We start from the raw sequence: 26,937 nt of genomic DNA, 5'->3' as shown, positions 1-26,937 counted from the left end.
GGACATCGTTAAATCCCCGCCGCAAAATTTTTAGCTATTTAGTACAAAAGACCTGCAAGCGAACTTGCAGGTCTTTTGATTTTTCAAAGCTTGAAAGCTAACAGATTACTCTGCCGCTGGCGCTTCTTTTGCTTCTTCAGCAACTTCTACGTATTCGCCACCGTTTGACGCAGTGCCTTCAACTACCGCATCAGCAAATGCTTTCGCGTAGATTTGAATCGCACGAATCGCGTCATCGTTACCTGGGATAACGTAGTCAACACCATCAGGATCACTGTTAGTATCAACGATACCGATAACAGGAATACCTAATTTGTTCGCTTCTTTAATTGCGATACGCTCGTTATCAACATCGATAACAAATAACGCATCTGGCAAGCCGCCCATATCTTTGATACCGCCGATACCACGCTCAAGCTTGTCCATCTCACGCGTACGCATCAAGACTTCTTTCTTGGTTAGTTTTTCGAAAGTACCATCTTCTTTCTGCTTCTCAAGATCGCGTAAACGACGGATGCTTTGACGAATCGTTTTGTAGTTGGTCAACATACCGCCCAACCAACGATGATTCACGTAAGGCATACCCGCGCGCTCAGCTTCCTCTTTGATGATTTTGCTAGCCGCACGCTTAGTACCAACGAACAAGATTTTGTTCTTGTTCTCAGCAAGTCTTTTAACCATCGCTAAAGACTCGTTGAAAGCAGGAACTGTTTGCTCGAGGTTAATGATATGGATTTTGTTTCGGGCACCGAAGATGTATTTGCCCATTTTTGGATTCCAGTAACGAGTCTGGTGTCCGAAGTGTACACCTGCTTTAAGCAGGTCGCGCATTGAAACTGCTGCCATGTTTACATTCCTTAATGTATTGGGTTGAACCTCCACGACCCCCATTTAACAACCATCAAGACAAAAGCTATCAAGCACCCAGTTAAACGTGACGAATCATGTGCGGATTTATTTAACTAATAGCATTACTGCCATGCGAATATTCGCGGTGCGGTTTATACCATAAAGACACACCAATGAAAAGCTTAGCCGCCCACTTTGAGTTTTAAGCCTGACCTAAAGTAATAATGGCCTTTGTAATCCGCCACAGTCACTGTAGAATGGCGCGGTTAGGTCTTTTAGACTTATTCGCCCCAGACTTATTAACTACGACTATCTTTTATACTTATGACCGTCACTATTAAAACTCCTGAAGAAATCGAAAAAATGCGCATTGCCGGCGGTTTAGCCGCAGAAGCATTAGAAATGATAGGCCCTTACGTAAAAGCGGGCGTCACGACGGAAGAGTTAGACAAGATTTGTCATGATTACATTGTCAACGAGCAGCAAGCGATTCCCGCCCCTCTAAACTACAAAGGATTCCCTAAATCCATTTGCACCTCGGTTAACCATGTTATTTGTCACGGCATTCCAAGCGAGAAAAAGAAGCTGAAAAATGGTGACATCATTAACATTGACATCACAGTTATAAAAGATGGCTATCATGGCGACACCAGCAAGATGTTTTTTGTTGGTGAACCGAGTATCGCTGCGGAGCGTTTAGTTAGAATTACGCAAGAGTGCATGTATAAAGGCATTGCTTTGGTCAAACCAGGAGCTCGCTTAGGTGATATTGGCGCAGTCATTCAAAAGCACGCTGAGAGCAACTACTACTCGGTTGTGCGCGAGTATTGCGGCCATGGTATCGGCGCGGTATTCCACGAAGACCCTCAAGTCATGCACTATGGAAAGAAAGGCACAGGCATGGAGATCAAAGAAGGTATGACCTTCACGATCGAGCCGATGATCAACCAAGGAAAGCGACACTGTAAATTACTCCCGGATGAGTGGACCGTTGTCACGAAGGATCACAAGTTATCAGCGCAATGGGAACATACGATTCTTGTCACAAAAGATGGTTTTGAAGTCCTAACGATGCGCCAAGAAGAGAAAGAGCATTTCGGTTTAGCATGAACTATCAATTAGCGGAACCAACAATTAAATCCCGCTTTTTAGAACAATCTGGCATTTCACTAACAACACTGTTTGAAGATCTGACCGGCCAAGGCTATCCAGCAAAGGCTACAAAAGAATATCTAAAACGTGCTGCCGATTGCTTCGACGAACTCTATTGTGACGGCGAAGATATCCGAGCGATCATTGGCGCCAAAGCATGGTTTATGGATCAAGTTCTTAACGCTCTCTGGTCACGTTACGCGTTTGATCAAGATAATTTTTCTCTGATCGCTGTTGGTGGATATGGTCGCGGAGAGTTACAGCCTCATTCAGACATTGATCTTCTTATTCTTGCAAAAGATCAGATCCCCACTGAATCTGAAAGCGATCTAAGCAGCTTCATTACTCTGCTGTGGGACCTGTCGCTCGAAATAGGACATAGTGTTCGTACAATCGACGAATGTATTGAGCAAGCAAGCCTAGATGTAACGATTGCAACAAATCTTTTAGAGACTCGAACAATTTCCGGCGCCGAGTCATTAAAATCAACACTCACAAGCCGTATGTATTCTGACGAAGTCTATACGTCCAAAGACTACTTTATGGCCAAGTTCAAAGAGCAAGTCGAACGCCACGAACGTTATGGTGGCAACGAATACAATCTTGAGCCGAACATTAAAGCTTCGCCTGGTACACTTCGCGATATTCAGACAGTTGGCTGGATTACAAAGCGTCACTTTGGCCCTGAGGCCAAAACCGCAAGAGAACGATATCACTTTCTGACGGACGAAGAATTCAACCTCCTTCTTTCAGGGGAGACCTTTTTATGGTCTTTGCGCTATGGTCTTCAGATGGTTGCAAATCGAAGCGAAAACCGACTGCTGTTTGATCACCAACGCAAGGTTGCCAAAATTCTTGGCTACGAAGACAGTGACAATTCACTGGGCGTTGAGCTTATGATGCAGCGCTACTATCGTACTGTACTCGCTCTTGCTGAACTCGCTGATGTGATTCTTCAGTACTTTGATGGTTTTTATCTTAATCCAAATCGAGAGACTGTAACGACTCCACTGAACAACCGCTTTCAAGTTAGCAATGGCTATGTAGAGACGGTAGATGATGGTGTCTTTGATCGCTCCCCGTACGCACTGATCGAAATATTTTTGTTAATGGCGCAAAACCCTGCAATCAAGGGTATTCACGCGACAACGATTAGACTGATTCGAGAACATCAATATCTGATCGATGATAGTTTCCGCGCAGACCTAGCTAACACGACAATGTTCCGAGAGATTCTGCGAACACCGCATAGACTTCACCGAACCTTGCGCAACATGCTTAAGTACAATGTACTTTCCCGTTATTTACCTGAATTTGCCTCGACCGTCGGACAGATGCAGCACGACCTGTTTCATACCTATACTGTTGACGCGCACACCATTCGACTAGTTAGAAACATTGTTCGATTACATGACGAACAGCACAAAGAATCATTTCCGCTCGCCGCTTCGCTCGTCAAAGGACTTCCTAAGTTAGAGCTGTTGTATGTAGCAGGCATTTACCACGATATTGCCAAAGGTCGAGGCGGAGATCATTCCGAACTTGGCGCGATCGACGTTCGTGCATTCTGTCAGCGCCACCACTTTAGTGAGCGCGACACACACTTGGTTTCTTGGCTGGTTGAACAGCACTTATTGATGTCGACAACTGCTCAGAAAAAAGACGTAGCTGACCCTGAGATCATTTACGAGTTCGCAGCAAAAATACCGAGCATTGTCCATTTAGAATATCTCTATGTATTGACGGTATGCGACATTGCGGCGACGAACCCGAAGCTATGGAATACTTGGCGAGCAAGCTTACTACAGCAATTGTTTGTGGAAGCACGCCGCGCCCTACGTAAAGGCGTTGAATCTCCGGTATCAAGAGGTGCCTGGATTAACGCAACTCGCCAAGAAGTGCGTTCGACCCTGTTTCAAAAAGAGTATCTTGCCTCTCACGTAAATGACCTAGTAGATACGCTTGACGACGAGTTCTTCCTTCAAGGAGCAGTTGACGACATCGTATGGCAGTGCGAAGCGATCCTTGCACAAGAAGACAAGGCACAGCCCGTTATTGCCCTTAGAGATAAAGACGATGGTACCAATCAGGGGTTCTCGCAGCTGATGGTTTACCTACGTTCAGACGACGATCTTTTCGCTGCAAAGACCGCGATGCTTGAACAGCTCAACATTAACGTATTGAGTGCGCGCATTAGCTCAGCGAGTGGCGGCTTTACCGTAAGCAACTTCGCGATCACTAATTCTAATGGCGATTCGCTAGCAGACGACCCAGAACGAAAGTCTCTTATTATTGAAAAGCTCTCCGAGGCACTTGATGATCCAAACGACTACCCTGAAATCATTGGTAGACGAACGCCTCGCGCCCTTAAACATTTTTCATTCCCTACTGAGGTTACGCTAAGCAACGATGCAGTAAATCATCGAACAGTCGTCGAGGTCGTAACACCTGACCGTCCAGGACTACTAGCACGTATTGGCCATATTCTTTATCAGCACGATCTAAGCTTGGTAAGCGCAAGAATCGCCACCTTGGGTGAACGTGTAGAAGATGTTTTCTTTATCACGCAAGAAAACGGTTTTCCTTTGAGTGATGTTGAGCAATGCGAAACGCTACAGCACGATATTTGTACGCAGCTAGATGAGCTTGCTAGTACCGAATCCTAATTAATTGAATAGACAAGTACATGAATCCTTTATTAGACAAGCTCCAGCCTTACCCTTTTGAAAAGCTGACCAAATTACTCGGCGAGGTCCTAGCGAATCCTAAACTAGCGCCAATTAAGTTATCTATTGGCGAACCAAAACATCCGGCTCCTGAATTTGTGACCAAGATACTTATCGATAATATCAATAAGGTTGAAACGTATCCGACAACCAAGGGTATTCCTGAGTTACGCGAGTCTATTGCCAACTGGGCAACGCAACGCTTCGATTTGGCACAGTCACCGTTAAATCCAGATACTCAAGTTCTTCCTGTTAACGGAACCCGTGAAGCGATATTTTCATTTACGCAGGCTTGTGTGGACGATACGGCAAACGGCCTTGTTGTTAGCCCTAATCCTTTTTATCAGATATATGAAGGGGCAACATATCTCTCAGGCGTAGATCTTAAACTTTTACCATGTCTTGAAGAACATGGTTTTCAACCTGATTTTGATGCCGTTGATGAAGAAACTTGGCAACGCTGTCAGATTCTATTTTTATGTTCTCCCGGCAACCCCACTGGTGCGGTTGTTGATCTTGAAACGCTAGAGCAGCTCATCCATCTATCAGACAAGTATGATTTTGTACTTGCGTCAGATGAGTGTTATTCAGAAATCTACACGGACGAGACCAATGCGCCAATTGGCCTACTCGAAGCGTGTGTAAAACTGGGCCGAGTTGATTACAAAAACTGTATCGTTTTTCACTCTTTGTCCAAGCGTTCTAATTTACCCGGCCTCCGCTCTGGGTTTGTAGCGGGCGATGCTGACTTACTCGCGCAGTATTTGAAGTATCGTACTTATCATGGCTGTGCACTACCCGTGCATCACCAACTCGCAAGTATCGCGGCGTGGAATGATGAAACTCATGTTGTGGAAAACCGAGATCAATATCGCGCCAAGTTCAAAGCTGTGCTAGAAATTTTGGAACCGGTCATGGATGTTGAGCAGACCGACGCAAGCTTCTATTTATGGGCAGAAACACCAATAAGTGACGAACAGTTCGCGCAACAATTGTTTAAAGAACAAAATGTCACGGTTGTACCCGGTTCTTATCTCTCACGCGCCGTTGGCGGAATAAACCCTGGAGCAAACCGCGTCAGAATGGCACTTGTTGCCCCCGTAGATGAATGCGTCGAAGCAGCAAACAGAATCAAAACATTTATTGAAGGTTTGAAATGAGTACTTCTACCAAAATCTACGGCATTAAAGCTTGCGATACGATGAAAAAAGCCACTACTTGGTTAACCAATCACGATATCGAATTCGAGTTCCATGACTACAAAAAGTCTGGCATCACACAAGAAAAACTCGAGTTTTGGTTAAGTCATGTGGAATGGGATCAACTCATTAATAAACGTGGTACAACTTGGCGAAAGCTAAGTGACGAGCAAAAGACCGATGTAAATAATCAAAAAGCAATCGTACTGATGCTTGAAAATCAGTCGCTTATAAAACGCCCGTTGATCGAATACAACAACCAGGTTTACTTAGGCTTCAAACCTGAGACCTACGAAACAATTTATTCTTAAACGACACGAATACGGAAAGATTATGACAGTAGCAATTGGCCTAGGTGTAGGCTCAAAAAACGCAAATGGCGAATGGCTTGAAACGTTATTCCCAGCTCCGCTATATCAACCTGAGCAAGGCCTTGTTGACGCACTTCTCTCTACATTAGGTTTAGATGGCGGAAACCAGACGCTGACACTCACTGCGGAGCAAACGCAGCTTATCGCTGACACCCACGCACTCGGCGAGCTATCTGTTGTTGCAGAAAAACTAAGAAGCTCAGAAAACCCTGTCGCTCTCGTTATTATTGAAGAAGATACGACAGCATCGAGCACACCAGAGGTGTACTTAAAGCTACACCTTATCTCTCATCGTCTAGTGAAGCCTCACGGCATCAAGCTCGACGGAATCTTTGGTCTACTTCCTAACGTCGCATGGACAAACGAAGGCGCAATCGACTTAGCAGAATTACCACAACGCCAACTTGAAGCGCGTATGCAAGGTAAAGTCATTGAAGTGAAGTCTGTCGACAAATTCCCACAAATGACCGACTATGTGGTTCCTTCTGGTGTTCGTATTGCTGATGCGGCGCGCGTTCGTCTCGGCGCTTATATCGGTGAAGGCACCACCATTATGCACGAAGGTTTTGTTAACTTTAACGCTGGCACCGAAGGCACTTCAATGGTTGAAGGCCGTATTTCGGCGGGCGTTATGGTCGGTAAAGGCTCTGACCTTGGCGGCGGCTGTTCGACAATGGGCACGCTATCAGGCGGTGGTAATATCACCATTTCGGTTGGTGAAAGCAGCTTAATCGGTGCAAATGCAGGTATCGGTATTCCACTAGGCGATCGCTGTACTGTTGAGTCTGGGCTATATATCACAGCAGGTACAAAAGTTGTGATGCTAGACGCTGATGGAAATGAAGTTGAAACAGTTAAAGCGAGAGACCTTGCCAATAAAGCAGACTTACTATTCCGACGTAACTCTGCTAACGGTCGTGTTGAGTGTTTAACTAACAAGACCGCAATTGAGCTTAACGAAGCGCTTCACGCGAACAATTAAGCTTTAATAGATAGGGGCAGCTTAATGCCCCTTCTTCAAGTGATATTTATATTCATACAAAGAGCTTCTGATGCCAGATATCAACACGCCCACTATCAAACTAACGCAACAACTTATTCAGCAACCTTCCGTGACGCCTGATGACCATGGCTGCCAAAAAATAATGGAAGATCGTCTTGATAAGCTTGGTTTTATTTGTGAGGCAATGGACTTCGAAGACGTGACTAACCTTTGGGCGCGTAAAGGCCGCCAGTGGCCGCTCGTTTGTTTTGCTGGCCACACCGATGTTGTTCCAACTGGACCTGAGTACCAGTGGCAATACCCTCCTTTTGAAGCACGCATTGAAGACGGGCATATTCATGGACGCGGTACCGCAGACATGAAAGGTAGTTTAGCGGCGTTTATCACGGCAACTGAGCGCTTCATCGAAAAGTATCCAGAGCATAAAGGCTCTATCGCCTACTTGATTACGAGTGATGAAGAAGGTCCAGCGAAAAATGGAACGGTAAAGGTCATCGAAACCTTAGAAGCTCGTAACGAGAAAATTGACTGGTGTCTTGTTGGCGAACCCTCAAGCACCACAACGCTAGGTGATGTCATTAAGAATGGCCGTCGTGGCTCTTTGAACGCAAAGCTTACTATCAAAGGTAAGCAAGGGCATGTTGCCTACCCGCACCTTGCAGATAATCCTATCCATAAAGCTTCCAGAGCGCTTGCTGAATTAGCAGATATTGAATGGGACCAAGGAAATGAGTTCTTTCCAGCAACCTCTTTCCAAATCACCAACTTTAACTGCGGAACTGGCGCTACTAATGTCATTCCAGGCGTTGGTGAAGTGTTGTTTAACTTTAGATATTGCACAGAGGTGACAGCAGAAGAGCTCACAGAGAAAACCGAAGCAGTACTCGAAAAGTATGACTTAGACTACGACATTGTATGGAACCTGAGCGGACGACCATTTCTTACTGAGGCAGGCCCACTCGTTGAGGCCGCCGTTGCGTCAATTAAAGAAGTCAAAGGAATTGATACCGAGCTATCCACTAGTGGAGGCACATCAGACGGCCGGTTTATCGCGCCAACAGGTGCACAGGTCTTAGAGCTTGGCCCATTAAATGCGACCATTCACCAAGTGAACGAGCACGTAAGCGTTCAGGATTTGAATGATTTGTCAGATATCTATGAAGGTATACTGACGCGGTTGCTAGCGCCATAGTTTACTAGCCCAAGACAATGAATGATCAATTGCCACATCTCAAATGCCCTGTGTGCGGCAAGCCGCTCAAACTCATGGAGCGCACCTTGAGATGTGAGCAAAACCATTGTTTTGATCGCGCTAAACAAGGTTACTTCAACCTACTTCTCAACCAAGATAAATCTAGCAAGAACCCTGGCGATACGATCGAGATGGTACAAGCTCGTCAACGGTTTCTAGCGCTTGGCCATTACCGAGCCATTGTTGATGCTTGTATTAGTCAAATAAGTCATCATGCGAAGTCGCACCAAGTGCCTACCATCACGTACACAGACATAGCCTGCGGTGAAGGCTACTACACTCAACAGTTCCATAATTTTCTAGCACGCGATATGTCTCTTGAATGCGCCTTAACTGGTATAGATATTTCTATACCAGCAATTCGCACAGCTGCCAAACGAGTGAAAGAGGCAGCATGGTTAGTTGGCAATGCGTTTCGATTGCCCGTCTCAGATCATAGTCAGAGCCTTGTAACACATATGTTTTCACGTCCCTGTATGTCGGAAGCACGACGCATCATTATGAATGATGGGCTGCTTCTTGACGTGTCAGCAGGCCAAAACCATCTCATTGAATTGCGGAAGCACTTATACCCAGACGTAAAAATTAAAAAGCGGGTAGAGAAAACACCGATATCAAACGAGGATTTTGAATTACTCGAAGACCAACGCGTTTCTTATACCTTCACGCTCAACTCAAAAGACGCCATTCTTGACCTCATCACAATGACTCCACATGTTTGGCGTGCGCAACGCTCTGAGATCGAGCGCACCGCAGAATTGAGATCGCTTTCATTAAGCTGCGATGTATATGTTGCAAGCTATAAACCAAAGAATCATATAAATGGAAACTAGATTTAAGCTATTCTTTGTGTTCAGCGCACTCTTATTGATATCACTCTCTGGCTTAACCTACGCTGAGTTTTATATGGAAGATTCAGTGCAACAAGAACTAATTGGTCTAGTTTCATTAATAGCAGCAGCCCTATCGATATTTGGCGTTGTCGCTGCATATGTCATGATATTGTGGCAACGACTAAAACGCTTTTTCACTACGGATACACGACGATGACACAGCAACCCGATGTAGAGATTTATATAAAGAATGTTGTGCTCAACGACCTCGCTTCATGGCTCGCCGAAGTTTTTAGCGACACAGATATAAAACTGATCACTAATATCAAATTAGATAGCCCTAAGCCCGTCACTACGCATATATCTCTGGACGAACAACGCATTGAGTTAATGATAACTCCACGCGCAGCAGGAAAGGCTTACACAAGTATATGGTTTAAGAGCCAGAATACTCCGTGGGAAAGTGACCTAGAATGTGCTCATTCGGCGTTAACTAATATGGATACGGAAGTCAGATGTTCTGCAGAATCGTATACGGAATCAGAAGAAGAATTTAGTGAGAAATGGTGGAAACTTACAAGAGATTCAAAAGAATTAGTGGTTTGGGCTTAACTGCCTAGATTTAGCGTGAGCTCCCCACTCACACTAAATCTAGGCAATTACAGCAATTAGCCAGACACAGTATTTGTTATTTAACGACAGATACGTTGTCCGCCTGCTTACCTTTCTCACCAACAGAAATGTCAAAGCGAACATTCTGACCCTGACGCAAACTACGACGACCGCGACCACGAATAGATCTAAAGTGCACGAAGATGTCATCACCTGACTCTGTTGTAATAAACCCAAAGCCTTTATTTACGTTGAACCATTTTACGCTTCCGTAATTTGAGCCTTCATCACCGCCAACTTCGTCATCGGCATCATCACAAGGCTGAGAGCGAACATCTGAGTCAAAAAACAAACTCGAAATCACTGACGCAACTAAAAATAAAACGAATGCTGCCGCGTAGAAAGCCATTCCATTAGACGTATTTAAAAAATCAATTGCTGATTGTTCGCTTGCGAACACATCCAAACGTGAGCCGGCTAAGAATATAAGGAAAGGAAACGGAAGCGCGACCAAGGCACTAATCGTTATCTTCTTAAACATGAAAATATCTCTTTTAAAATTGTTAGCATTATTAATAAGCTACAGATGTAACGTAGCTCAAAGATTTGTTGCCAAGACAACTGCTACATTGAATCACAATATGTTTTTATATAAAACTGCGATTTGTCCAACCTTTCAATTCATTAATCGCTACGACCATAATAAAAGGACTCGCCGCCAATCATGCGTATTTTCGCCGCTTGTTTAGCGCTTATTTTTAGCGCCTCTATCTCCGCATTTGAGCACTTCTCAATCACGCGTGACTGGCAAACGATTGAAGGGCAATACTCTAAGGTTACTTACCCAAAAACTAGAGAGAAAGAAGCCCTGCATGCTCTTGCGTCTGCGGATAATGTACTGCCTCAACTTAGTGACTATTTATCTTGGACACCCTTCGACAAAGTCGAAATCGTATTAAGCGATCAAAGTAGCTCAGCGAATGGTTACGCAACGCCTTTCCCTTATAACCGAAGCGTATTATTTCTCGCATTGCCCTCTGGTGTTAGCGAGCTTCAAGACTACGATAACTGGTTAGACTTACTGATCCTGCACGAGATGACCCATATTATCCATCTCGATAAAACACGTGATGCGGCGAGTTACCCGCGTTACATATTCGGACGGAATATCTTTTCTTTCCCAAACATATTTTTATCTACCTTTTTTAAAGAAGGCCTAGCTACTTACGCAGAAACATCTTTAGATAAAAACGTGGGAAGAGGACAAAGCGCCTACTACGATATGGTGATGCGAACCGAAGTCGAATCAGGTCTCTTACCCTTAGGCAAAATTCAACAAAGCACTAGGGATTGGCCGTTCAACAAAAGCTATAGCTACGGCGTAAAGTTCTATCAATTTTTAGAGTCGAAATACGGTCCAGATAGCATTCCACGGTATGTTGAAGCAACAAGTGGAAGGCTGATTCCTTTTCTCGTCGATGGCCCAGCGAAATTCGCAACATTTTCAGACGGGTTAAAAGAGCTGTGGGCCGAATATTTAACCTGGCTTGAGCTCGAGTATTCACAAACAGTTGAGGTAAGAACCGCTAATCAAACGACTTTTTCTCCTGTTACAAATACTGGTTACATCAATAGGAGTCCTTATTTTGGTGAAGACGGTTCACTGTATTTCATCGCGTTTGATCCTTATGGCCCGAGCACGCTGTCTGTTTCAAAAGACGGAGAGATTCACTCACTAGAACAAACACAATCAACCGCACAGATCGTGTATGTTGACGCAGACCACGTATTTTATATACAACCAAGCCCTTGCGGCCACCACGCAACGAGCAATGCACTCTATGTTTACAACATTGAACTAGGCAAAGCCTCACAAATAAAAGATTGTACGGGCTACAACAGCGCCGCATTTTTTCAGACCAATGACAAGCTAACGCTAGCAGCTGTGAAATCAGATGGCTTAATTAAATCTTTAGTGACCGCTGAGTTTATTAATGGCAATTTGGAAAACGAACGAACTCTATATACGCCAAACTCATATGAAAACTTAGCCACGCCCTTATGGAAAGACGCTAATACAATCTTATTGACGCGAAAGCCACCATCACAGCCATGGCAGCTAGTTGAATATAGTTTGAATGGCCAGTCTTTAAACATCGTATTGAGCGAAGCGAACACCAATATATTTGAAATCTACGCCGGCCCTACCTCACAAAACGTCATACTGAGCAGCGATAAAAATGGATTTATAGAGTTATGGTCATATCATCTAGAACAACAGTCACTGAACCCTTTGACGATCAGTATTGGGGGCGCGAGTTCGGGATCATATAGCGCTCAAACTGGACAGCTCGCCTATCGCTATTACAGCGACAAGGGATGGGACATCGTATCAACCGACTATAAAGAATTATCTCCTGTCATTAATGCGGAAAAGAGCGCGGAGAGAAATGCGGAGAAAACCGCGGAAAGTAACCCAGAAAACAACGCCATGCCAGGTACAGTTCAATCACCTCATTCATACAAGGGCTTAGAATTAGATACAAGCTCGCATCAAGATCGTGAACATAAACCCCTCTTACAACACGACTACAATCCGCTTGAAAGTATTGCACCCCAGTCTTGGTTTTTTGGTTTCACTAGCGACAACACCAACACCACAGCCTCAATCATTCTTAACGGGCGCGATGTCTTAAATTTTCATAACTGGGGGCTTATCGCGGGTAGAGATTTCGACAACGACTTAAATGTCTTTTCTGGCGCTTATACCTTATACAACCATCTCACTGCATTGTACTCACGTGCATACGATTACACCGAAGGCAGCGCCTCGGGGCCCCCAGCCTTCGTAGACAAAGCGCGCCTCATAGAAGACCAAGAAGACAGCGCGTTACTGGCGCATAAAACATGGCGTTTTGATTTTTCCCAATTGACCCTTACTGGAGGTGTAAACAATTATCAGCGCACCCTCGAGGATCAGTTCACCAACACCCAGCAATCAATCCACGTCGAAACATTAGGGCTTAGCGCGATATACAACAACGCCATTCAAGCTTTATATGGGGTTAGCCCAGCGCACGGTCGCACCATTCAACTCAACATCGAACGAGATCGTGTCGAGATAAATTCTGGTGATCAGTCATATGGAAACGTTTGGATCCTTGATTGGCGCGAGTACATCGCACTCTATGGCCCACATACACTAGCCTTGCGCGCATTTATAGGTGAAGCGCAAACTGGAGCAGACTTCTTTGATTTAGGCGATAGCCCGTCCATCACCGCATTTAAACAAGGCTTGATTCACCAACGCGAAAAACCATTGCGAGGCTATCCAGATTCTGCACAAGAGCTTCGCGGCTTTAAGCCAAGTATTTATTCGGCCGATTACCGATTCCCTATCGCCTATGTCGACCAGGGAATCGACGCTTGGCCTATTGGTCTTCACACCATCTCTGGAGCGCTATTTTATGAATCCGGCACGCCAAACCGAGACAAATCAACGTTTGATGCCGCCGGAGTGGAGCTAAATGTCGGTCTAGATTTGGGTTACAGCGCGCTGCCGGTCGCATTGAGGCTAGGCACTGCATTTCCGTTTGACGAAACATCTACCGCACCGGACAAAGATCCAAATTATTACTTAGGGATCGGATACAGTCTCTAAGCTTTTATGGTTAGTTAATACGAAAATCGATTGTCTGCGCTGAGAAATAGTGCAGACATTCTCTCTTTTACCCCTGCTTAATACAGCCACTTTTCTTGAGCTCTTCAAGTTGACCAGCATCAAAGCCAAACTGACCTAGCACCTCATCGGTATGGGCTCCTAACGGTGCACCTAAACTTGGTTCTTGAACCCTATCAAATGGCAAAGCACTTGCAATTTGTTTCACGCTTTCACCGCTTTCTAATTGAACATCAATAAACATTTTCCGCGCCTTAAATTGAGGATGTTCAGCAGCTTCGTTCACTGTAATAACAGGCTCAACGCAAGCGTCTAGCTTGCCAAATATATCGATCCACTTGGCTTGCGTTTGCGCCGAAATCTTTTCTGCAATCGCTGCGCGCAAGGATGTCTGCGTCTCAGGTCTTTGATCGGCAATTTTTGATAACCAGTCACTAAGCTCCAATGTCTGCAATAAGCTCATTGCAAAATTAGGCTCTAAGCTACCGATCGAGATAAACTTGCCATCGGCTGTTTCATAATACTCATAGAATAAGCCTCCATTGAGCATTCCTGACCCTAACTCAGGATCCTGTCCGCTGACTAATGCCCCAGCACCGAACATGGTGTTAAGACTCAATGCAGCATCTGCCATTGATATATCTAAGTATGCACCCTTGCCTGTATTTGGGCGTGCGAATAATGCAGCAAGAATAGACATCACCGCATGATGAGAGCCTCCGGCTATGTCAGCAATTTGTGTTGCAGAAAGTACCGGCCCCGTTTCCTTCCGTCCTGAATAGCTCGCCAGTCCCGATAAAGCTAAGTAATTGATATCATGCCCCGCCCTGTCCTTGTATGGGCCAGTTTGACCGTAGCCAGTAATTGAACAGTAAACGAGCTGTGGGTTAATTGACGACAAAACCTCATAATCTAGGCCAAGCCTTTGCATCACACCAGGGCGAAACTGCTCGATCACAACATCATAATCAGAAATCAATTTCTCGATGATTGATTTGGCAGCAGGATTCTTTAAATCGATCGCAATCGACTTTTTGTTACGATTAATCGATGCGTGCGCCGCCGACACCTTCGCTTTACCTTGACCGACCATAGGCGGCATCACTTTCAATAAGTCAGGCCGATTTGGCGCCTCGATTCTCAGCACCTCGGCTCCCATATCAGCAAGTAACTGAGTTGCGTAAGGACCAGGTAACAAAGTTGAAAAATCTAGGACGCGGACGCCTTCTAATGGTAGGGACATATTCAATGGTAAGCTCTTGTGATTGTTTAAGGTTGCTGTCTTATTCTAGGAATACCGAGGTCAGAGTAATATTACTCTGACCCCAACATGACATCGTGACTCACATACAAACGAAGATCAGACCATTGACCTTGCAATGATTAGCTTCATGATTTCATTCGTGCCTGCGTATATCTTTTGAACGCGCGCATCAGCATAAGCACGTGCAACCGGATATTCCCACATGTAGCCGTAACCGCCATGCAGTTGCAAACATTCATCTATCACATCGCATTGAATTTCAGTGGTTAGATATTTAATCTTCGCCGCTGTCACTACATCCAACTTACCTTCAAGGTGAAGTTCCAAGCATTTATCTACAAAAACACGCACCATAGTGAGCGTTGAGGACATTTCAGCGAGTTTGAATTGAGTGTTCTGGAACGCCGAAATTGGTTTGCCGAAAGCTTTACGCTCTTTAACGTAAGCAAGCGTTTGTTTGAAGATTGACTCAGCATTAGCAATAGCATTCAAACCGACTGACAAACGCTCTTGTGGCAACTCTTGCATCAAGTAAATAAAGCCCATACCTTCAGCACCAAGTAAGTTTTCTTTCGGCACTTTTACATCTTGGAAGAATAACTCAGAAGTATCCTGAGCTTTCATACCAATCTTTTCTAAGTTCGTGCCTTTAGAAAATCCTGCTGAATCCGCATCAACTAATAATAAGCTGGTGCCTTTTGCGCCGCCGTCTGGGTCAGTCTTCGCAACAACGATGTAAAGATCTGCCAACTGGCCGTTAGTAATAAAGGTCTTCGATCCATTCAATACATAGTGATCCCCATCGAGCACAGCATTGGTCTTGACACCCTGTAAGTCCGATCCCGTTCCCGGCTCAGTCATCGCAATCGCGGTGACAATCTCACCGCTTACACATTTCGGAAGATATTTTTGCTTCTGTTCTTCCGTGCCGTAACGCTCGATATAAGGAACCGCGATATCCGAATGCAACCCAAAACCAATGCCACTCAGGCCAAGCTCTGCAACCACTTCATCTACGATCGCGTTATAACGAAAATCTGCGCCTACACCGCCATATTCTTCGACAACTGTTGGAGACAAATAGCCTTGCTGGCCAGCCTTCGTCCACAGTTCACGTGATACATGGCCGTCTTTTTCCCATTGGGCATGGTAAGGCACAGCCTCTTCTTCCAAGAACTTTCGAAGACTATCTCGAAACATCTCGTGTTCAGATTCATAAACAGTACGTGGGATCATATTGAAACCTCTTTATAGCTTGGGCGGAATTGATTATCTCGCCCCGTTTTATGTTTATTACCTTAATTATTCTTATTACTAGATGCCCAACGTGAGACGTCAGGCTTCTAGCACTAATCTTTAAATGTCTCACCTTTCTGAGCCATTTCTTTCAGTAACTCTGGAACTGCAAAGCGATCGCCAAATCGTTCGTGAAGTTCTTCGGCGCGTGCCACGAACTCTGGTAGTCCAGTTTGGTTGATGAACTGTAAAATACCGCCAGTCCACACTGGGTATCCAATACCCATAATCGAACCGATATTAGCGTCACGCACAGACGTAAGCACTTTCTCTTCAAAACACCTAACAGTTTCAATCGCTTGAATATACAAAAGACGATCTTGCAGATCTTCGAGCGCAAACTCAGCGCTTTGACCAAACAACTCCGTTAGACCAGACCACAGGTGTTTCTTGCCTGCTGCGGGGTATTCGTAAAAACCGCCACCAGCTAATTTGCCGGGACGACTCGCTTCTAGCATTTTGTCTACCACAGCATCTGCTGGGTGAACTTTATATTGTTTGCCCTCAGCCTCCATATCACGAATAGTTTGGTTACGAATTTTCTCGACCAAGGTCATGCTCACTTCATCTGTGACGGCAATTGGACCAACAGGGAAGCCAGATAAGAACGCCGCATTTTCGATGGCAGCTGCAGGTACACCCTCGCCCAACATAGCCATACCTTCATTTGCATAAGTGCCAAATACACGAGAGGTATAAAAACCACGGCTATCGTTCACAACAATAGGTACTTTCGCGATCTGCTGAACAAAGTCATAAGCTCGGGCTAAGGTTTCATCGGAAGTTTGCTGACCGCAGATAATTTCGACCAACGGCATCTTGTCGACAGGCGAGAAGAAGTGCAGACCGATGAACCTTTCAGGACGCGCTGACGACTCAGCAAGACCTGTTATCGGTAAAGTAGAGGTATTTGATGCAAAGACACCTGTTTCGAGCATCTGTGCTTCAGCTTCTTGCGTTACCTTGGCCTTTAAACCACGATCTTCAAACACTGCTTCGATAATAATATCGCAGCCTTCTAAATCAGCGGCATCCGCAGTTGGATGAATGCGCGCCAAGGTCGCATCGCGCTTATCTGCACTCAGACGGCCTTTCTTAACTTTCTTATCAAGAATATTCTGACTGTACTCTTTACCTTTCTCTGCCGATTCTTGGCTGACATCTTTCAGAACAACCTCGATACCACGCGTTGATGCAGAATATGCAATACCAGCACCCATCATCCCTGCGCCAAGCACACCCAGCTTTTTGAATTTCGTTTTCTCAACACCCTCAGGACGTGCCGCACCACCGTTGATTTCATTAAGCTGATACCAGAATGTATTAATCATGTTTTTAGAAACCTGACCACATACCAACTCAACGAAATAACGCGTCTCTATGCGCATTGCTGAGTCGATATCCACCTGAAGACTTTCTACCATCACAGACAAGATCGCTTCAGGCGCAGGTAAAACACCTTTCGTTTTGTCGCGCATCATTGCCGGTGCTATCGGTAGCATCTTCGCGAGTGCAGGATTAGTTGGTTTACCGCCAGGTACTTTATAGCCTTTCACATCATACGGCTGCTGAACTTTCGGGTTCGCTTTGATAAATGCAATCGCTGCATCAACAAGCTCGTCTTCAGACGCGACGATCTCATCGATCAACCCCAGCTCTTTACCTTTCTCTGGCTTAAACTGCTTGCCTTCTGTCAGGTATGGCAAAGCAGCTTGCAGACCAAGCAATCGTGACATGCGCACAACGCCGCCCCCACCAGGAAGCAAGCCAAGCGTCACTTCAGGTAAGCCGAGCTTCACGCCTTCGCTGACAGATATTCTGTGATGACAGGCAAGTGCTAATTCCCAACCGCCACCAAGCGCTGCACCATTAATACAGGCAACAACCGGCTTGCCACAGGTTTCGAGATAACGCATCGACACTTTAATGCTCTGTACCATGTCGTATAACTGCTGCGCATTTTCTCGCTGCGTCGCGAACAAATCATCAAGATTACCGCCGGCAAAAAATGTTGTCTTATTCGAACGAAATACCACACCGTCGAAATCATCACCCTTAAGCTGTTCAACCGCGGCAACCATAGACTCGGTGAACTCTTGGTCCATCAAGTTGGCACCAGAATTGGGCTTATCAAGAATCAGGTGAACAATATTATTTTGATCTTTTTCGTAGATAACTGAACTCATGAAATTTTCCTTAAACCTTCTCTAATTCTTGTTCTCAAACACGTTCAATAATTGTCGCGATACCCATACCACCGCCTACACATAAGGTGGCCAGTCCGGTTTTCAAATCACGTGCCTCTAACTCATCGAGAAGTGTTCCAAGAATCATGGCGCCGGTAGCACCTAATGGATGCCCCATAGCGATTGAACCGCCATTCACGTTAACTTTGTCAGGGTTAACACTCATCTCATCAATAAAGCGCATCACTACTGACGCGAAAGCTTCATTGACTTCAAATAAATCAATATCATCTACTGACATGCCTGCGACTTTCAGTGCTTTTCGAGCAGATGGTGCTGGACCTGTAAGCATGATAGTTGGGTCCGTACCAACTACTGCCGTAGAAACAATACGAGCACGAGGTTTCATACCAAATTTCTCACCCGCTTCAGCGCTACCAATCAACACTGCCGCAGCGCCATCAACGATACCCGATGAATTACCCGGGCTATGAACGTGAGTAATACTTTCTACTTGTGGGTAGCGCTGACGTGCTACACCATCAAAGCCCATATCACCCATCATCTGGAACGAGGCTTTTAGCCCGCCTAAGGTTTCTAGATTACTATCTGCGCGAACAAGCTCATCATGAGCAAGTATCGTAATGCCATTGCGATCGGTCACTGGAATGACTGATTTACCGAACGACCCGCGTTCCCACGCAGCCGCTGCTTTTTTATGAGAGTTCATGGCAAAGGTATCAACATCTTCGCGCGAATATCCGCCAAGCGTTGCGATTAAGTCAGCACCGATACCTTGAGGCATAAACCCTGTATCAAAGTTGGTCTCTGGGTCCATTGCCCAAGCACCACCATCACTACCCATTGGCACACGTGACATAGACTCAACGCCACCCGCGACAACAAGATTTTCCCAACCCGAACGAATCTTCATTGCAGCGGTATTTACGGCTTCTAAACCAGATGCACAGAAACGATTGAGCACAACACCAGCAACGTCCTCATCCCATCCCGCTGCAAGTGCAGCAGTTTTAGCGATGTCCGCGCCCTGATCACCAACCGCCGTCACACAGCCCATTACAATGTCATCTACATAATTTGTATCGAAACCATTGCGCTCTTGTAAGGTGTTTAATAAGTCGGACAGCAAAGTAACTGGTTTTACTTCATGAAGTGCGCCAGTCGCCTTCCCTCGACCACGAGGGGTACGAATAGCATCAAAAATCAGGGCTTCGTTTGTCATTATCTTTCATTCCTGTTGTATTGGATTCAAACCGACAATGACTATAAACAAGCAAGCGCTTGGCTCAATGATAAAACCTTACAAGCTTGTTGATCTTTTCTTACAGGTTTAACGAAAGCTAAAAGTTCGGTAAGACTATGTTTCACAGATCAAAAATGACGCAAAACAGAAGTGAAATACTCATACTTCGAAAGCACTGGAGAGAAAAATTGGATTTAATGAGATTCTGATTTTGGACTACGAAATGCGGTTGGGCTTTGACCTGACCACTTCTTGAAAGCACGAATAAACGCGGCTGGTTCAGAGAAGCCGAGCAACTCTGATAGTTGATTCACGGATATATCAGATGTCTTTAACAGTAAGAATGCCCTCTCTCGACGCACACTGTCTTTGATCTCTTGAAAGCTGTGCCCTTCTTCTTTTAAGCGACGTCTGAGCGTATGTGTGGTTGTATTTAGATGTCCTGAAGTATCATCAAAACTTAGAGTTGATGACTTAGCATAAGCATCAATTAAAAGCCTTTTCACTTGTGCTGTGACGCTATCATCTGCCCTAAATTGCGTCAGCAAAGATTGAGGCGCGTGGCTGAGGAAATTTACAAGAGTATGCGGATCTTGCTTAATGGGTAATCCAAGCATTCGTTTGTTAAATGCAAAGACATTTCGCTCGGCACCAAAGTTCAGTGCGCACGGAAACATAAGCGAAAATTCATCTGAATAACTAGGCTCGTCAAACTGAAAGTCAACCCTATCAAGCAACATCGGACGATCAATCATCCAGCAAGACAAACGAATCCATATCACGAACATAGAGGTAATAAAAAACACTTCATCTTCACCTAGAGGATTATCCCACGCGAAGACAAAGCGAGCCTCGTCGCCCTCTTCTTCTAAGGTCAAACGCAGATCATCCGTGAGCAAGGCGATATACCGAGCACTCCGAAGCAAGCCTCGTCTGAGGTTAGGCGCAGAGATAAGGGCGTGGCACATCATCGAAAACGTTCCGAGTTTGAGTCTGTGACTCAGAAAGCCGCCCGCCTCATCTTCCATGTAGCGCCACAAAGTAATTAAAAATACGCCGAGCTCCTCAAGAGGGAAGCGCGTGTTGTCATCATCAATATTAATCAAATCAAGCCAATGCTCTAGTCTGGCTTGCGCGCACACGGCTTCAAGATCAACCGCGCGTTTACGAGGTGCGATAAGTAATGATCGAATGAGTTGAATGGGAACAGAATGCTGACGCTTCAAAGTACACCTAGTTTTTATTCTATACATCAAATGACAACCTAGACCTGAAGCCTAAGCTCTTACCATTCATTGTAAACAAACGCGCTCTAGTGTGAATGTGTTTTTAAAAACAATCGCTTGATATCTTCAACCACAAGATAGTTAATCGGCACTAATATCAGGGTAATCAAGGTCGCGAACAAGATCCCAAAGCCTAAGGATACCGCCATAGGTATCAAGAATTGTGCTTGTGTCGATTTTTCAAACAACAAAGGCATTAATCCGATAAAGGTCGTCAGTGACGTCAATATCACAGGCCTAAAGCGTGACGCTGCAGCAATGCGCACGGTATGATGAATCGCCATCCCTTCAGCGCGCTTTTTATTGACGAAATCAACGAGCACCAAGCTATCGTTTACCACAACACCAATAAGAGCGAGCATACCGAGCAAACTAATTAAGGTAAGATCCATCCCCATAATGAAATGACCACCAATCGCACCTATTGCTCCGAAGGGAATCACAGACATCACAATAAACGGCTGAAAGTAGGACTTGAACGGAATCGCCAATAAGCAGTACACGACAAATCCGACGAACAGTAACCCGTATTTCAAGCTTCCAAAGGACTGACTTTGCTCCTTGGCCTCACCTTCTAACAAGTACGTAATTCCAGGATATGCAGCTAACTCAAGGTCTAAGAAATCTCTTAACTCTTGATTCAAAATCAACATGTTGGTGTTTTGCTTGTCGACATCAGCCTGCACATTGATCGTACGCTTACCGTCTTTACGAAGAATCGACAAGGGACTGATCGATGGAGACAGATCAGCAATAGCCCCCAAGCGCACGCGTTCACCGGTAGGCGTCGTGATTAATACATCGCGCAATTTAGCGACACTCTGACGCTCGTCAATGGGATAACGCAATACAACCTTTATGTCGTCTTGCCCACGTTGAATGCGCTGCACCTCGAGCCCAAAGAAGATATTCCTCACTTGTGATACAACTTGCTGCCTAGTCAATCCCAACACATGCGCTTCTTTGCGTAAATTGATGTCTAAGGCTTGCTTGCCATCAGAGAAGGTATCACTGACATCAAATACACTAGGATAAGACGCGAGCTTTTCTTTCAATTTGTCGGCGATTGCCGATAGCTCATCGAAGTCATCACCACGTAATTCGATATCGATAGGATCACTGACACGACCAATTTCGGCGCGATAGGTCAGTCCGTCAGCACCAGGAATAGTACCTACGAGGCGGCGCCATTCATTGACCAGTTCTCGACTAGATATCGCCAGAGAGCGATCTTCAGGTGCTGTAATTTCAAACATTACCCGACCAATATTACTGCCTGATGAGCTACCCGCAGAGCCTGTTGTCGCCATAATGTTCTCGATAATCGATTCATCACTAACGGGGTCGATATACTTGTCTTGTAATACTTGTGCCTGCTCTAGCATGAAGACGACGTGTTGATCGGTAACAGGCGCTGGGGTACCGGTTGGCATCGTTAACGAGGCTCTTGCCACTTCACTCTGCACTTTAGGGAAAAATATGAAACGCATTAAACCGGAACTCAGCGCACTGCTGAGTATAAAGAGTAAGCAAATAGCAAAGGTCAAACACGCGTAGCGATACCGCAAGGCGACGCTAAGCATTGGCTGATAGAAGCGTAATATAAAGCGCTCAAACCCGATTGCAAAACGTTCCTGCAACGCTAGCAACTTACCCATTAAGGTATCGCTTTGAGAACGATGAATTCTGATGTTCTTGAGGTGCGCTGGGAGTATTAACTTCGATTCAATTAGTGAAAATAAAAGAATCGGTATGACCACCACAGGGATTGCAGCAAACAGTTGACCACGAACACCTTCAATAAAAGCAATGGGCATGAACGCAGCGATAGTGGTGAGGATCCCGAATGTCACTGGAACAGCAACTTCCTGCGTTCCATTGATAACGGCCTCGATACCGCTCTCGGATTTTCTTAGATGCGAGTATATGTTCTCGCCCGTGACAATCGCATCATCAACCACAATCCCTAGAATTAAGATGAAGCCAAATAGCGAAATGATATTAATGCTCACGCCAAAAAACGGCATGACAAAAAAGGCACCCATAAAGGTGACAGGAATACCGATACAAACCCAAAATGCGATCGCGGGGCGTAAAAACAAAGTCAGCAGCAACATCACAAGAATACCGCCTTGTATCGCACTGTCGCTTAAAGTCTTGAGACGCTTTTTGACGATATTAGATCGATCTCGCCATGCGGTTAGTTGCAACAACTGGTTTTGATCTTCACTGCGCGTTGCTATGTAGTCTTTTACCTTATCGGCAACATCAATCGCACTTTCGTCGCCAACACGATAGATCTCAATCAGGGCCGCTGGTTTAACGTTGAAACGCGTAATACTTACATCCTCGACAAAACCGTCGACGATATCTGCAACGTCACCCAAGCGAATGACTCCGCCAGTATTACTAGTACGGATAACAATACGGCTAAACTCATCCGCCCCATAAGCCTGACCACTTGAGCGAAGCAATATGTCGCCGCCTACTGTTTTAATTGCTCCAGCAGACAAATCGAGTGAGGCCTCTCGTATACGCGAAGCGATTTCTTCAAGAGTAATGCCGTAACGCTCTATTACTTGCTCACGCACGTAGATAGACACTTCATAATCGCGCACACCATCAAGCTCAACTTGGCTTACGCCAGTAATTGCAAGCAAGTCGTCCCGAATACTAATTGCTTCTTGTCGCAATTCACGCTCGGCAAGATCACCGTATACAGCCAAGCCAATGACTTCGCGTTGACGTTTCACCAAGGAGACAATAGGGCGTTCCGCATCAGCGGGTAAGTTATTGACACTATCAATACGGTTTTTAACCTCAGCTAATAGCGTTTGCGGATCATATCGCTCATCGACTTCAATATTGACCTGAGCCACTCCCTCAGTCGAGCGACTCGACAATGCGGCGATACCTTCGAGATCATCAACCGCTTGCTCTAGTTTGGTTGAGACAGAGCTTTCAATATCTTTTGGCAATGCCCCAGGCACGGCTACGCTAGCCTGAATAATTCGAGGTTCTATGCTAGGAAATACTTCAAGAGGAATATTTAGTTTTAAAGAGCCCAATCCAATCAGAACGATTGTGAGCATCAATAAGTTTGCTGCGACACTATTGCGCGCGAACCAAGCAATCATTCAGCAACCTTTATCAACGTACCAGATGAAAGTTGCCCTAATGCCGTAGTGATTAACATGTCACCTGCTTTAAGTCCCTCGCCGATCACTGAATACGTATCGTCTTGATGAATAACCTTCACAGTGCGGCGCTCAAGCTGATCTAATGAATCGCCTGTTGCTAGGTACACATATTCATTTTGATATATAAGTGAATTGGGAATGACGATAATGTCGCGCAGTACCTGGCCTGTAATTGTCGCAGACACATATTGATCAGGGAGCAGCGCAAGGCGCTCTTGAGTTTGATCAAAGGGAGAGTCTACTCTAGCGACGAGCGTAACCTGCTGAGTTTGCGTATCAACACCAGCCTCTAATCTCTGGAATGTCGCAGGCCAAAGAACTTTGCTCTGATCTGAACTTGATAACAAAGTGTTTTCAACAACAATGGACAAGACCTCACCTAGGCTTCCTTCAGCAGCTAGTATATTCAACTCATTTGCGTTCACTGGTAGCTTTACGATACCTGCATTCGTACTAAAACCTTCACCGAGCAAAGTGTTAGTAGAGACCACCTCACCTTGCCTAACGTTCGCATTTCGTATCAAACCATCAAAGCCTGCACGCACCTTCGTGCGCTCAAGATTTAACTTAGCCGTATCAAGCGCAACATTTGCCGCACTCAAACGTGATTCAGCAGCTTTAACATGAGGGATACGCAACACGTAATCTTGCGCTTTTTGATTTGGATTACGCTTATTCCAATCTGTCAGCGCTTGTTGCGCTCGGGCTTTTTCGTCTTCTAGGTTAAGCTTCGACGCCGAGAGTTCAGCCTGAGCTTGAGCCACTGCACTCACGAAACTTACGTCATCAATCTCAAGTAATACATCGTCTGAACGAACCCGCTCGCCGTTTTTGAAGCGCGGGTTCTTGGTCACGACGTGCCCCGCAACAAGAGCATGAATCTTATAATCAAACTCAGGCTCAATAAGGCCAAAAGAACGAAGCTGCACTTGGTGGTCTTTTAACTCAAGCTTTTCGACCGATACGGTCAATGCACGAGACTGCACAACAGCGCCGCTTGTCGCTTCAGGTTTGGATAAGCCAAACCAAAAAATCAACAAAAATGTGAGGGCGATAATGCCGAGAATGACGGTAACCTGTTTCATTTACTCTCCAACAAACACGCTCAAGCTTACGAGCTCGGGCTAAATGAAAAATCAAACTAAGAAAAATACGATAGACGTACAACTTAATCTTCGCTTAAGATTTGGCCACAAGTTTAAAACGATGCAGCTGTTTGGTCGTGATTTGCCTCAACTCCGAGTACAAATCTGCGGCGAATGCACACAACAACAATAAACAGACAGCGGAAAATGAAAAAGATTCCATCCCACTCGCATCAAAATAATCGAAGACAAACTACGAAGTTAAGGCGTTTCATATATGGCGTCATCGCTTTCTCAATATTGTTATCGTACACCTACATTGCTCAGCAGCACGCCCCAAAACCACCAATAGTCGCGAGCGATACCGATTCAAAATCAAAGTGATAAGCCATATACTGCGCGCATTCATTTACCAGCACAGAAGCGGATATGTCACTTTCTTTAGAACAGCTAACGCATAAACTCGAAGAGCTCGAGATGAAGCTTGCATTTCAGGACGATACGATAGACACATTAAATCAGATTGTCACAAAGCAAAGCCGCGATATTCAAGATTTATGGACCGCAAACAAAGTCCTCAAACAGAGCTTAAATGAAATGAAATCGGGCAATGAAGATAACGCCCCAGAGCCACCACCTCCGCATTATTGATATGCTCAGACTTATTAAGGCACGGTCTCATGGACAGCGTAAATCAGTCCTACACCAAAAATTGCGATTTACAAATCATTAGTGCATTTAATACACTCTACCGCGCATGGATGCGACCAAATACGTAGAAGGATTCTACTCAACTCTTTACCAATCGGTAAAAGCGCTCCATGTGTCATTTAACAAGGAGCAGTTATGTTTAAAATCAAAACCTTTATTTCACTAGTCTTTGCCAGCGTGTTGGCCGTTGTGCTTTTACACAGCACAGTTGCTTACGCACAAGAAGCAAACCAAACCTCGGAAGCGTCCGTTCAATCACCCTTAAATATCAACGAAGCAGACGCGCAAACGATTGCGAGTAATTTAAAAGGAATCGGAGTGAAAAAAGCTGAAGCGATTATTCAATATCGAAAGAGCTACGGCCCATTTCATGACGTCGAGGAACTTAAAGAAGTAAAAGGAATTGGAAAAAGTATATTAGAAAAGAATAAGCACTTGATTGTAGCTAAGTAAAAACCAAAAGGCCTTTTAGGGTCAGATATAGCAAGATCTGACCCATGTTTTAACTACAAGCGGATGGCAAAAAACGTACTGGGATGCTTGAAGACGTTGCAGTCACTGTCCCGCTAGAAACACACGCCCATATTCCATCCGAAGCACGCTGCAATTGCAAAGTAGCTCCAGCTAAGCCAACACCTACATTTTTCAAAGCACAGCTAATACCACCATTGGACGTAAGCAGAGTTAGCGTACAATACTCACTACTTGCTGAGGTCATACCAACATACCCTCCGGAACCGGGCGTTAACGATGGAGTTTCTCCCTCATTAACAGCAACCTCATAGGTGATTTTTAGCGATGCTAATTCTGAAAATGCACTAGTTAACTGTGACTTTGAAACATAATCCTGATAAGCCGGAATAGCGACAGAAGCCAAAATACCAATTATCGCAACAACGATCATTAGTTCAATTAAAGTAAAACCTTTGACCTTTTTTATATCCATATCACTTACCAATTAAAAAGTTC

22 protein-coding genes are annotated in these 26,937 nt (G+C 45.1%); 12 read left to right on the top strand and 10 right to left on the bottom strand.

Annotated elements, in window-relative coordinates; all coding sequences use genetic code 11:
• Positions 1-105 precede the first annotated feature (105 nt).
• On the bottom strand, positions 106-846 hold the full coding sequence (rpsB, locus tag A3738_RS14480) for a 30S ribosomal protein S2 (RefSeq protein ID WP_068477618.1): 741 nt from the start codon (positions 844-846) through the stop codon (positions 106-108).
• A 327-nt stretch (positions 847-1,173) separates the two neighbouring features.
• Between rpsB and map the strand changes: the two genes are divergently transcribed.
• The 9 genes from map to A3738_RS14435 all read left to right on the top strand — a co-directional run bounded on the left by map (position 1,174) and on the right by A3738_RS14435 (position 9,997).
• Positions 1,174-1,959 (top strand): type I methionyl aminopeptidase, encoded by a 786-nt coding sequence (map, locus tag A3738_RS14475; protein WP_068478424.1) that lies wholly within the window; start codon positions 1,174-1,176, stop codon positions 1,957-1,959.
• Entirely contained in the window at positions 1,956-4,667 is a 2,712-nt protein-coding gene (gene glnD / locus A3738_RS14470) for a [protein-PII] uridylyltransferase (protein WP_082868940.1), read from the top strand. Before map ends, glnD begins: the two co-directional genes overlap by 4 nt.
• A 20-nt stretch (positions 4,668-4,687) precedes the next feature.
• Complete coding sequence (gene dapC / locus A3738_RS14465) at positions 4,688-5,887, top strand: succinyldiaminopimelate transaminase (protein WP_068478426.1); 1,200 nt, start codon at positions 4,688-4,690, stop codon at positions 5,885-5,887.
• Positions 5,884-6,237, top strand: coding sequence for an ArsC family reductase (locus A3738_RS14460; protein WP_068476057.1), 354 nt, complete (start codon positions 5,884-5,886; stop codon positions 6,235-6,237). The genes dapC and A3738_RS14460 overlap by 4 nt, the downstream gene beginning before the upstream one ends.
• Positions 6,238-6,259: 22 nt before the next feature.
• Positions 6,260-7,279: a 2,3,4,5-tetrahydropyridine-2,6-dicarboxylate N-succinyltransferase gene (dapD, locus tag A3738_RS14455; RefSeq protein ID WP_068478428.1), complete on the top strand. Its 1,020-nt coding sequence runs from the start codon at positions 6,260-6,262 to the stop codon at positions 7,277-7,279.
• Positions 7,280-7,349: 70 nt separating this feature from the next.
• The gene (dapE, locus tag A3738_RS14450; protein ID WP_068503177.1) at positions 7,350-8,492 is read left to right on the top strand and encodes a succinyl-diaminopimelate desuccinylase; all 1,143 of its coding nucleotides are present in this window, start codon (positions 7,350-7,352) and stop codon (positions 8,490-8,492) included.
• 17 nt (positions 8,493-8,509) lie between these two features.
• On the top strand, positions 8,510-9,385 hold the full coding sequence (locus A3738_RS14445) for a putative RNA methyltransferase (protein ID WP_068478432.1): 876 nt from the start codon (positions 8,510-8,512) through the stop codon (positions 9,383-9,385).
• Positions 9,375-9,602, top strand: coding sequence for a hypothetical protein (locus A3738_RS14440; RefSeq protein WP_068476870.1), 228 nt, complete (start codon positions 9,375-9,377; stop codon positions 9,600-9,602). Before A3738_RS14445 ends, A3738_RS14440 begins: the two co-directional genes overlap by 11 nt.
• Positions 9,599-9,997, top strand: a complete 399-nt coding sequence (locus A3738_RS14435) for a hypothetical protein (RefSeq protein ID WP_068476868.1) — start codon at positions 9,599-9,601, stop codon at positions 9,995-9,997. Before A3738_RS14440 ends, A3738_RS14435 begins: the two co-directional genes overlap by 4 nt.
• A 76-nt stretch (positions 9,998-10,073) precedes the next feature.
• Here A3738_RS14435 and A3738_RS32410 read toward each other — a convergent pair whose 3' ends face one another.
• Positions 10,074-10,538 (bottom strand): cold-shock protein, encoded by a 465-nt coding sequence (locus A3738_RS32410; RefSeq protein ID WP_068478434.1) that lies wholly within the window; start codon positions 10,536-10,538, stop codon positions 10,074-10,076.
• 183 nt (positions 10,539-10,721) lie between these two features.
• Between A3738_RS32410 and A3738_RS14425 the strand changes: the two genes are divergently transcribed.
• The gene (locus tag A3738_RS14425) at positions 10,722-13,658 is read left to right on the top strand and encodes a hypothetical protein (RefSeq protein ID WP_068478436.1); all 2,937 of its coding nucleotides are present in this window, start codon (positions 10,722-10,724) and stop codon (positions 13,656-13,658) included.
• A 67-nt stretch (positions 13,659-13,725) separates the two neighbouring features.
• On the opposite strand, the gene A3738_RS14420 is transcribed toward A3738_RS14425, so the two are convergent.
• The 7 genes from A3738_RS14420 to A3738_RS14390 form a co-directional block, all read right to left on the bottom strand.
• Positions 13,726-14,919 carry a CaiB/BaiF CoA-transferase family protein gene (locus A3738_RS14420; protein ID WP_068478439.1) on the bottom strand — a complete coding sequence of 398 codons (1,194 nt, stop codon included), beginning with the start codon at positions 14,917-14,919 and terminating at the stop codon, positions 13,726-13,728.
• Positions 14,920-15,036: 117 nt separating this feature from the next.
• Positions 15,037-16,176, bottom strand: a complete 1,140-nt coding sequence (locus tag A3738_RS14415) for an acyl-CoA dehydrogenase family protein (RefSeq protein ID WP_068478441.1) — start codon at positions 16,174-16,176, stop codon at positions 15,037-15,039.
• A gap of 113 nt (positions 16,177-16,289) precedes the next feature.
• On the bottom strand, positions 16,290-18,422 hold the full coding sequence (locus A3738_RS14410; RefSeq protein WP_068478443.1) for a 3-hydroxyacyl-CoA dehydrogenase NAD-binding domain-containing protein: 2,133 nt from the start codon (positions 18,420-18,422) through the stop codon (positions 16,290-16,292).
• A gap of 34 nt (positions 18,423-18,456) precedes the next feature.
• Positions 18,457-19,665 (bottom strand): acetyl-CoA C-acetyltransferase, encoded by a 1,209-nt coding sequence (locus A3738_RS14405; protein WP_068478445.1) that lies wholly within the window; start codon positions 19,663-19,665, stop codon positions 18,457-18,459.
• A gap of 215 nt (positions 19,666-19,880) precedes the next feature.
• On the bottom strand, positions 19,881-20,912 hold the full coding sequence (locus A3738_RS14400; RefSeq protein WP_068474712.1) for an AraC family transcriptional regulator: 1,032 nt from the start codon (positions 20,910-20,912) through the stop codon (positions 19,881-19,883).
• An 86-nt stretch (positions 20,913-20,998) separates the two neighbouring features.
• The gene (locus A3738_RS14395) at positions 20,999-24,109 is read right to left on the bottom strand and encodes an efflux RND transporter permease subunit (protein ID WP_068501255.1); all 3,111 of its coding nucleotides are present in this window, start codon (positions 24,107-24,109) and stop codon (positions 20,999-21,001) included.
• A complete protein-coding gene (locus tag A3738_RS14390) occupies positions 24,106-25,257 on the bottom strand; it encodes an efflux RND transporter periplasmic adaptor subunit (protein WP_068501257.1) in 1,152 nt (383 codons plus the stop codon). The genes A3738_RS14395 and A3738_RS14390 overlap by 4 nt, the downstream gene beginning before the upstream one ends.
• A gap of 429 nt (positions 25,258-25,686) precedes the next feature.
• On the opposite strand from A3738_RS14390, the gene A3738_RS14385 reads away from it, so the two are divergent.
• Positions 25,687-25,908 (top strand): SlyX family protein, encoded by a 222-nt coding sequence (locus A3738_RS14385; RefSeq protein WP_068501259.1) that lies wholly within the window; start codon positions 25,687-25,689, stop codon positions 25,906-25,908.
• A gap of 195 nt (positions 25,909-26,103) precedes the next feature.
• The gene (locus tag A3738_RS14380; protein ID WP_068501262.1) at positions 26,104-26,421 is read left to right on the top strand and encodes a ComEA family DNA-binding protein; all 318 of its coding nucleotides are present in this window, start codon (positions 26,104-26,106) and stop codon (positions 26,419-26,421) included.
• Positions 26,422-26,470: 49 nt separating this feature from the next.
• Here A3738_RS14380 and A3738_RS14375 read toward each other — a convergent pair whose 3' ends face one another.
• The gene (locus A3738_RS14375; protein WP_082878351.1) at positions 26,471-26,914 is read right to left on the bottom strand and encodes a pilin; all 444 of its coding nucleotides are present in this window, start codon (positions 26,912-26,914) and stop codon (positions 26,471-26,473) included.
• Positions 26,915-26,937: the final 23 nt, after the last annotated feature.

The sequence above is a fragment of the Oleiphilus sp. HI0066 genome, assembly GCF_001635725.1.
This window is presented reverse-complemented; position numbering and strand designations above follow the sequence as displayed.

Excerpts from the sequence above, each read along its gene's own strand:
- glnD (WP_082868940.1), top strand. The coding sequence starts at position 1,956 with ATGAACTATCAATTAGCGGAACCAACAATTAAATCCCGCTTTTTAGAA.
- A3738_RS14445 (WP_068478432.1), top strand. The coding sequence starts at position 8,510 with ATGAATGATCAATTGCCACATCTCAAATGCCCTGTGTGCGGCAAGCCG.
- A3738_RS14390 (WP_068501257.1), bottom strand. The coding sequence starts at position 25,257 with ATGAAACAGGTTACCGTCATTCTCGGCATTATCGCCCTCACATTTTTG.
- A3738_RS14405 (WP_068478445.1), bottom strand. The coding sequence starts at position 19,665 with ATGACAAACGAAGCCCTGATTTTTGATGCTATTCGTACCCCTCGTGGT.
- A3738_RS14380 (WP_068501262.1), top strand. The coding sequence starts at position 26,104 with ATGTTTAAAATCAAAACCTTTATTTCACTAGTCTTTGCCAGCGTGTTG.
- A3738_RS14440 (WP_068476870.1), top strand. The coding sequence starts at position 9,375 with ATGGAAACTAGATTTAAGCTATTCTTTGTGTTCAGCGCACTCTTATTG.
- dapE (WP_068503177.1), top strand. The coding sequence starts at position 7,350 with ATGCCAGATATCAACACGCCCACTATCAAACTAACGCAACAACTTATT.
- dapC (WP_068478426.1), top strand. The coding sequence starts at position 4,688 with ATGAATCCTTTATTAGACAAGCTCCAGCCTTACCCTTTTGAAAAGCTG.
- map (WP_068478424.1), top strand. The coding sequence starts at position 1,174 with ATGACCGTCACTATTAAAACTCCTGAAGAAATCGAAAAAATGCGCATT.
- A3738_RS14420 (WP_068478439.1), bottom strand. The coding sequence starts at position 14,919 with ATGTCCCTACCATTAGAAGGCGTCCGCGTCCTAGATTTTTCAACTTTG.
- A3738_RS32410 (WP_068478434.1), bottom strand. The coding sequence starts at position 10,538 with ATGTTTAAGAAGATAACGATTAGTGCCTTGGTCGCGCTTCCGTTTCCT.
- rpsB (WP_068477618.1), bottom strand. The coding sequence starts at position 846 with ATGGCAGCAGTTTCAATGCGCGACCTGCTTAAAGCAGGTGTACACTTC.
- A3738_RS14415 (WP_068478441.1), bottom strand. The coding sequence starts at position 16,176 with ATGATCCCACGTACTGTTTATGAATCTGAACACGAGATGTTTCGAGAT.
- A3738_RS14425 (WP_068478436.1), top strand. The coding sequence starts at position 10,722 with ATGCGTATTTTCGCCGCTTGTTTAGCGCTTATTTTTAGCGCCTCTATC.
- A3738_RS14385 (WP_068501259.1), top strand. The coding sequence starts at position 25,687 with ATGTCACTTTCTTTAGAACAGCTAACGCATAAACTCGAAGAGCTCGAG.
- A3738_RS14395 (WP_068501255.1), bottom strand. The coding sequence starts at position 24,109 with ATGATTGCTTGGTTCGCGCGCAATAGTGTCGCAGCAAACTTATTGATG.
- A3738_RS14435 (WP_068476868.1), top strand. The coding sequence starts at position 9,599 with ATGACACAGCAACCCGATGTAGAGATTTATATAAAGAATGTTGTGCTC.
- A3738_RS14460 (WP_068476057.1), top strand. The coding sequence starts at position 5,884 with ATGAGTACTTCTACCAAAATCTACGGCATTAAAGCTTGCGATACGATG.
- A3738_RS14410 (WP_068478443.1), bottom strand. The coding sequence starts at position 18,422 with ATGAGTTCAGTTATCTACGAAAAAGATCAAAATAATATTGTTCACCTG.
- A3738_RS14375 (WP_082878351.1), bottom strand. The coding sequence starts at position 26,914 with ATGGATATAAAAAAGGTCAAAGGTTTTACTTTAATTGAACTAATGATC.
- dapD (WP_068478428.1), top strand. The coding sequence starts at position 6,260 with ATGACAGTAGCAATTGGCCTAGGTGTAGGCTCAAAAAACGCAAATGGC.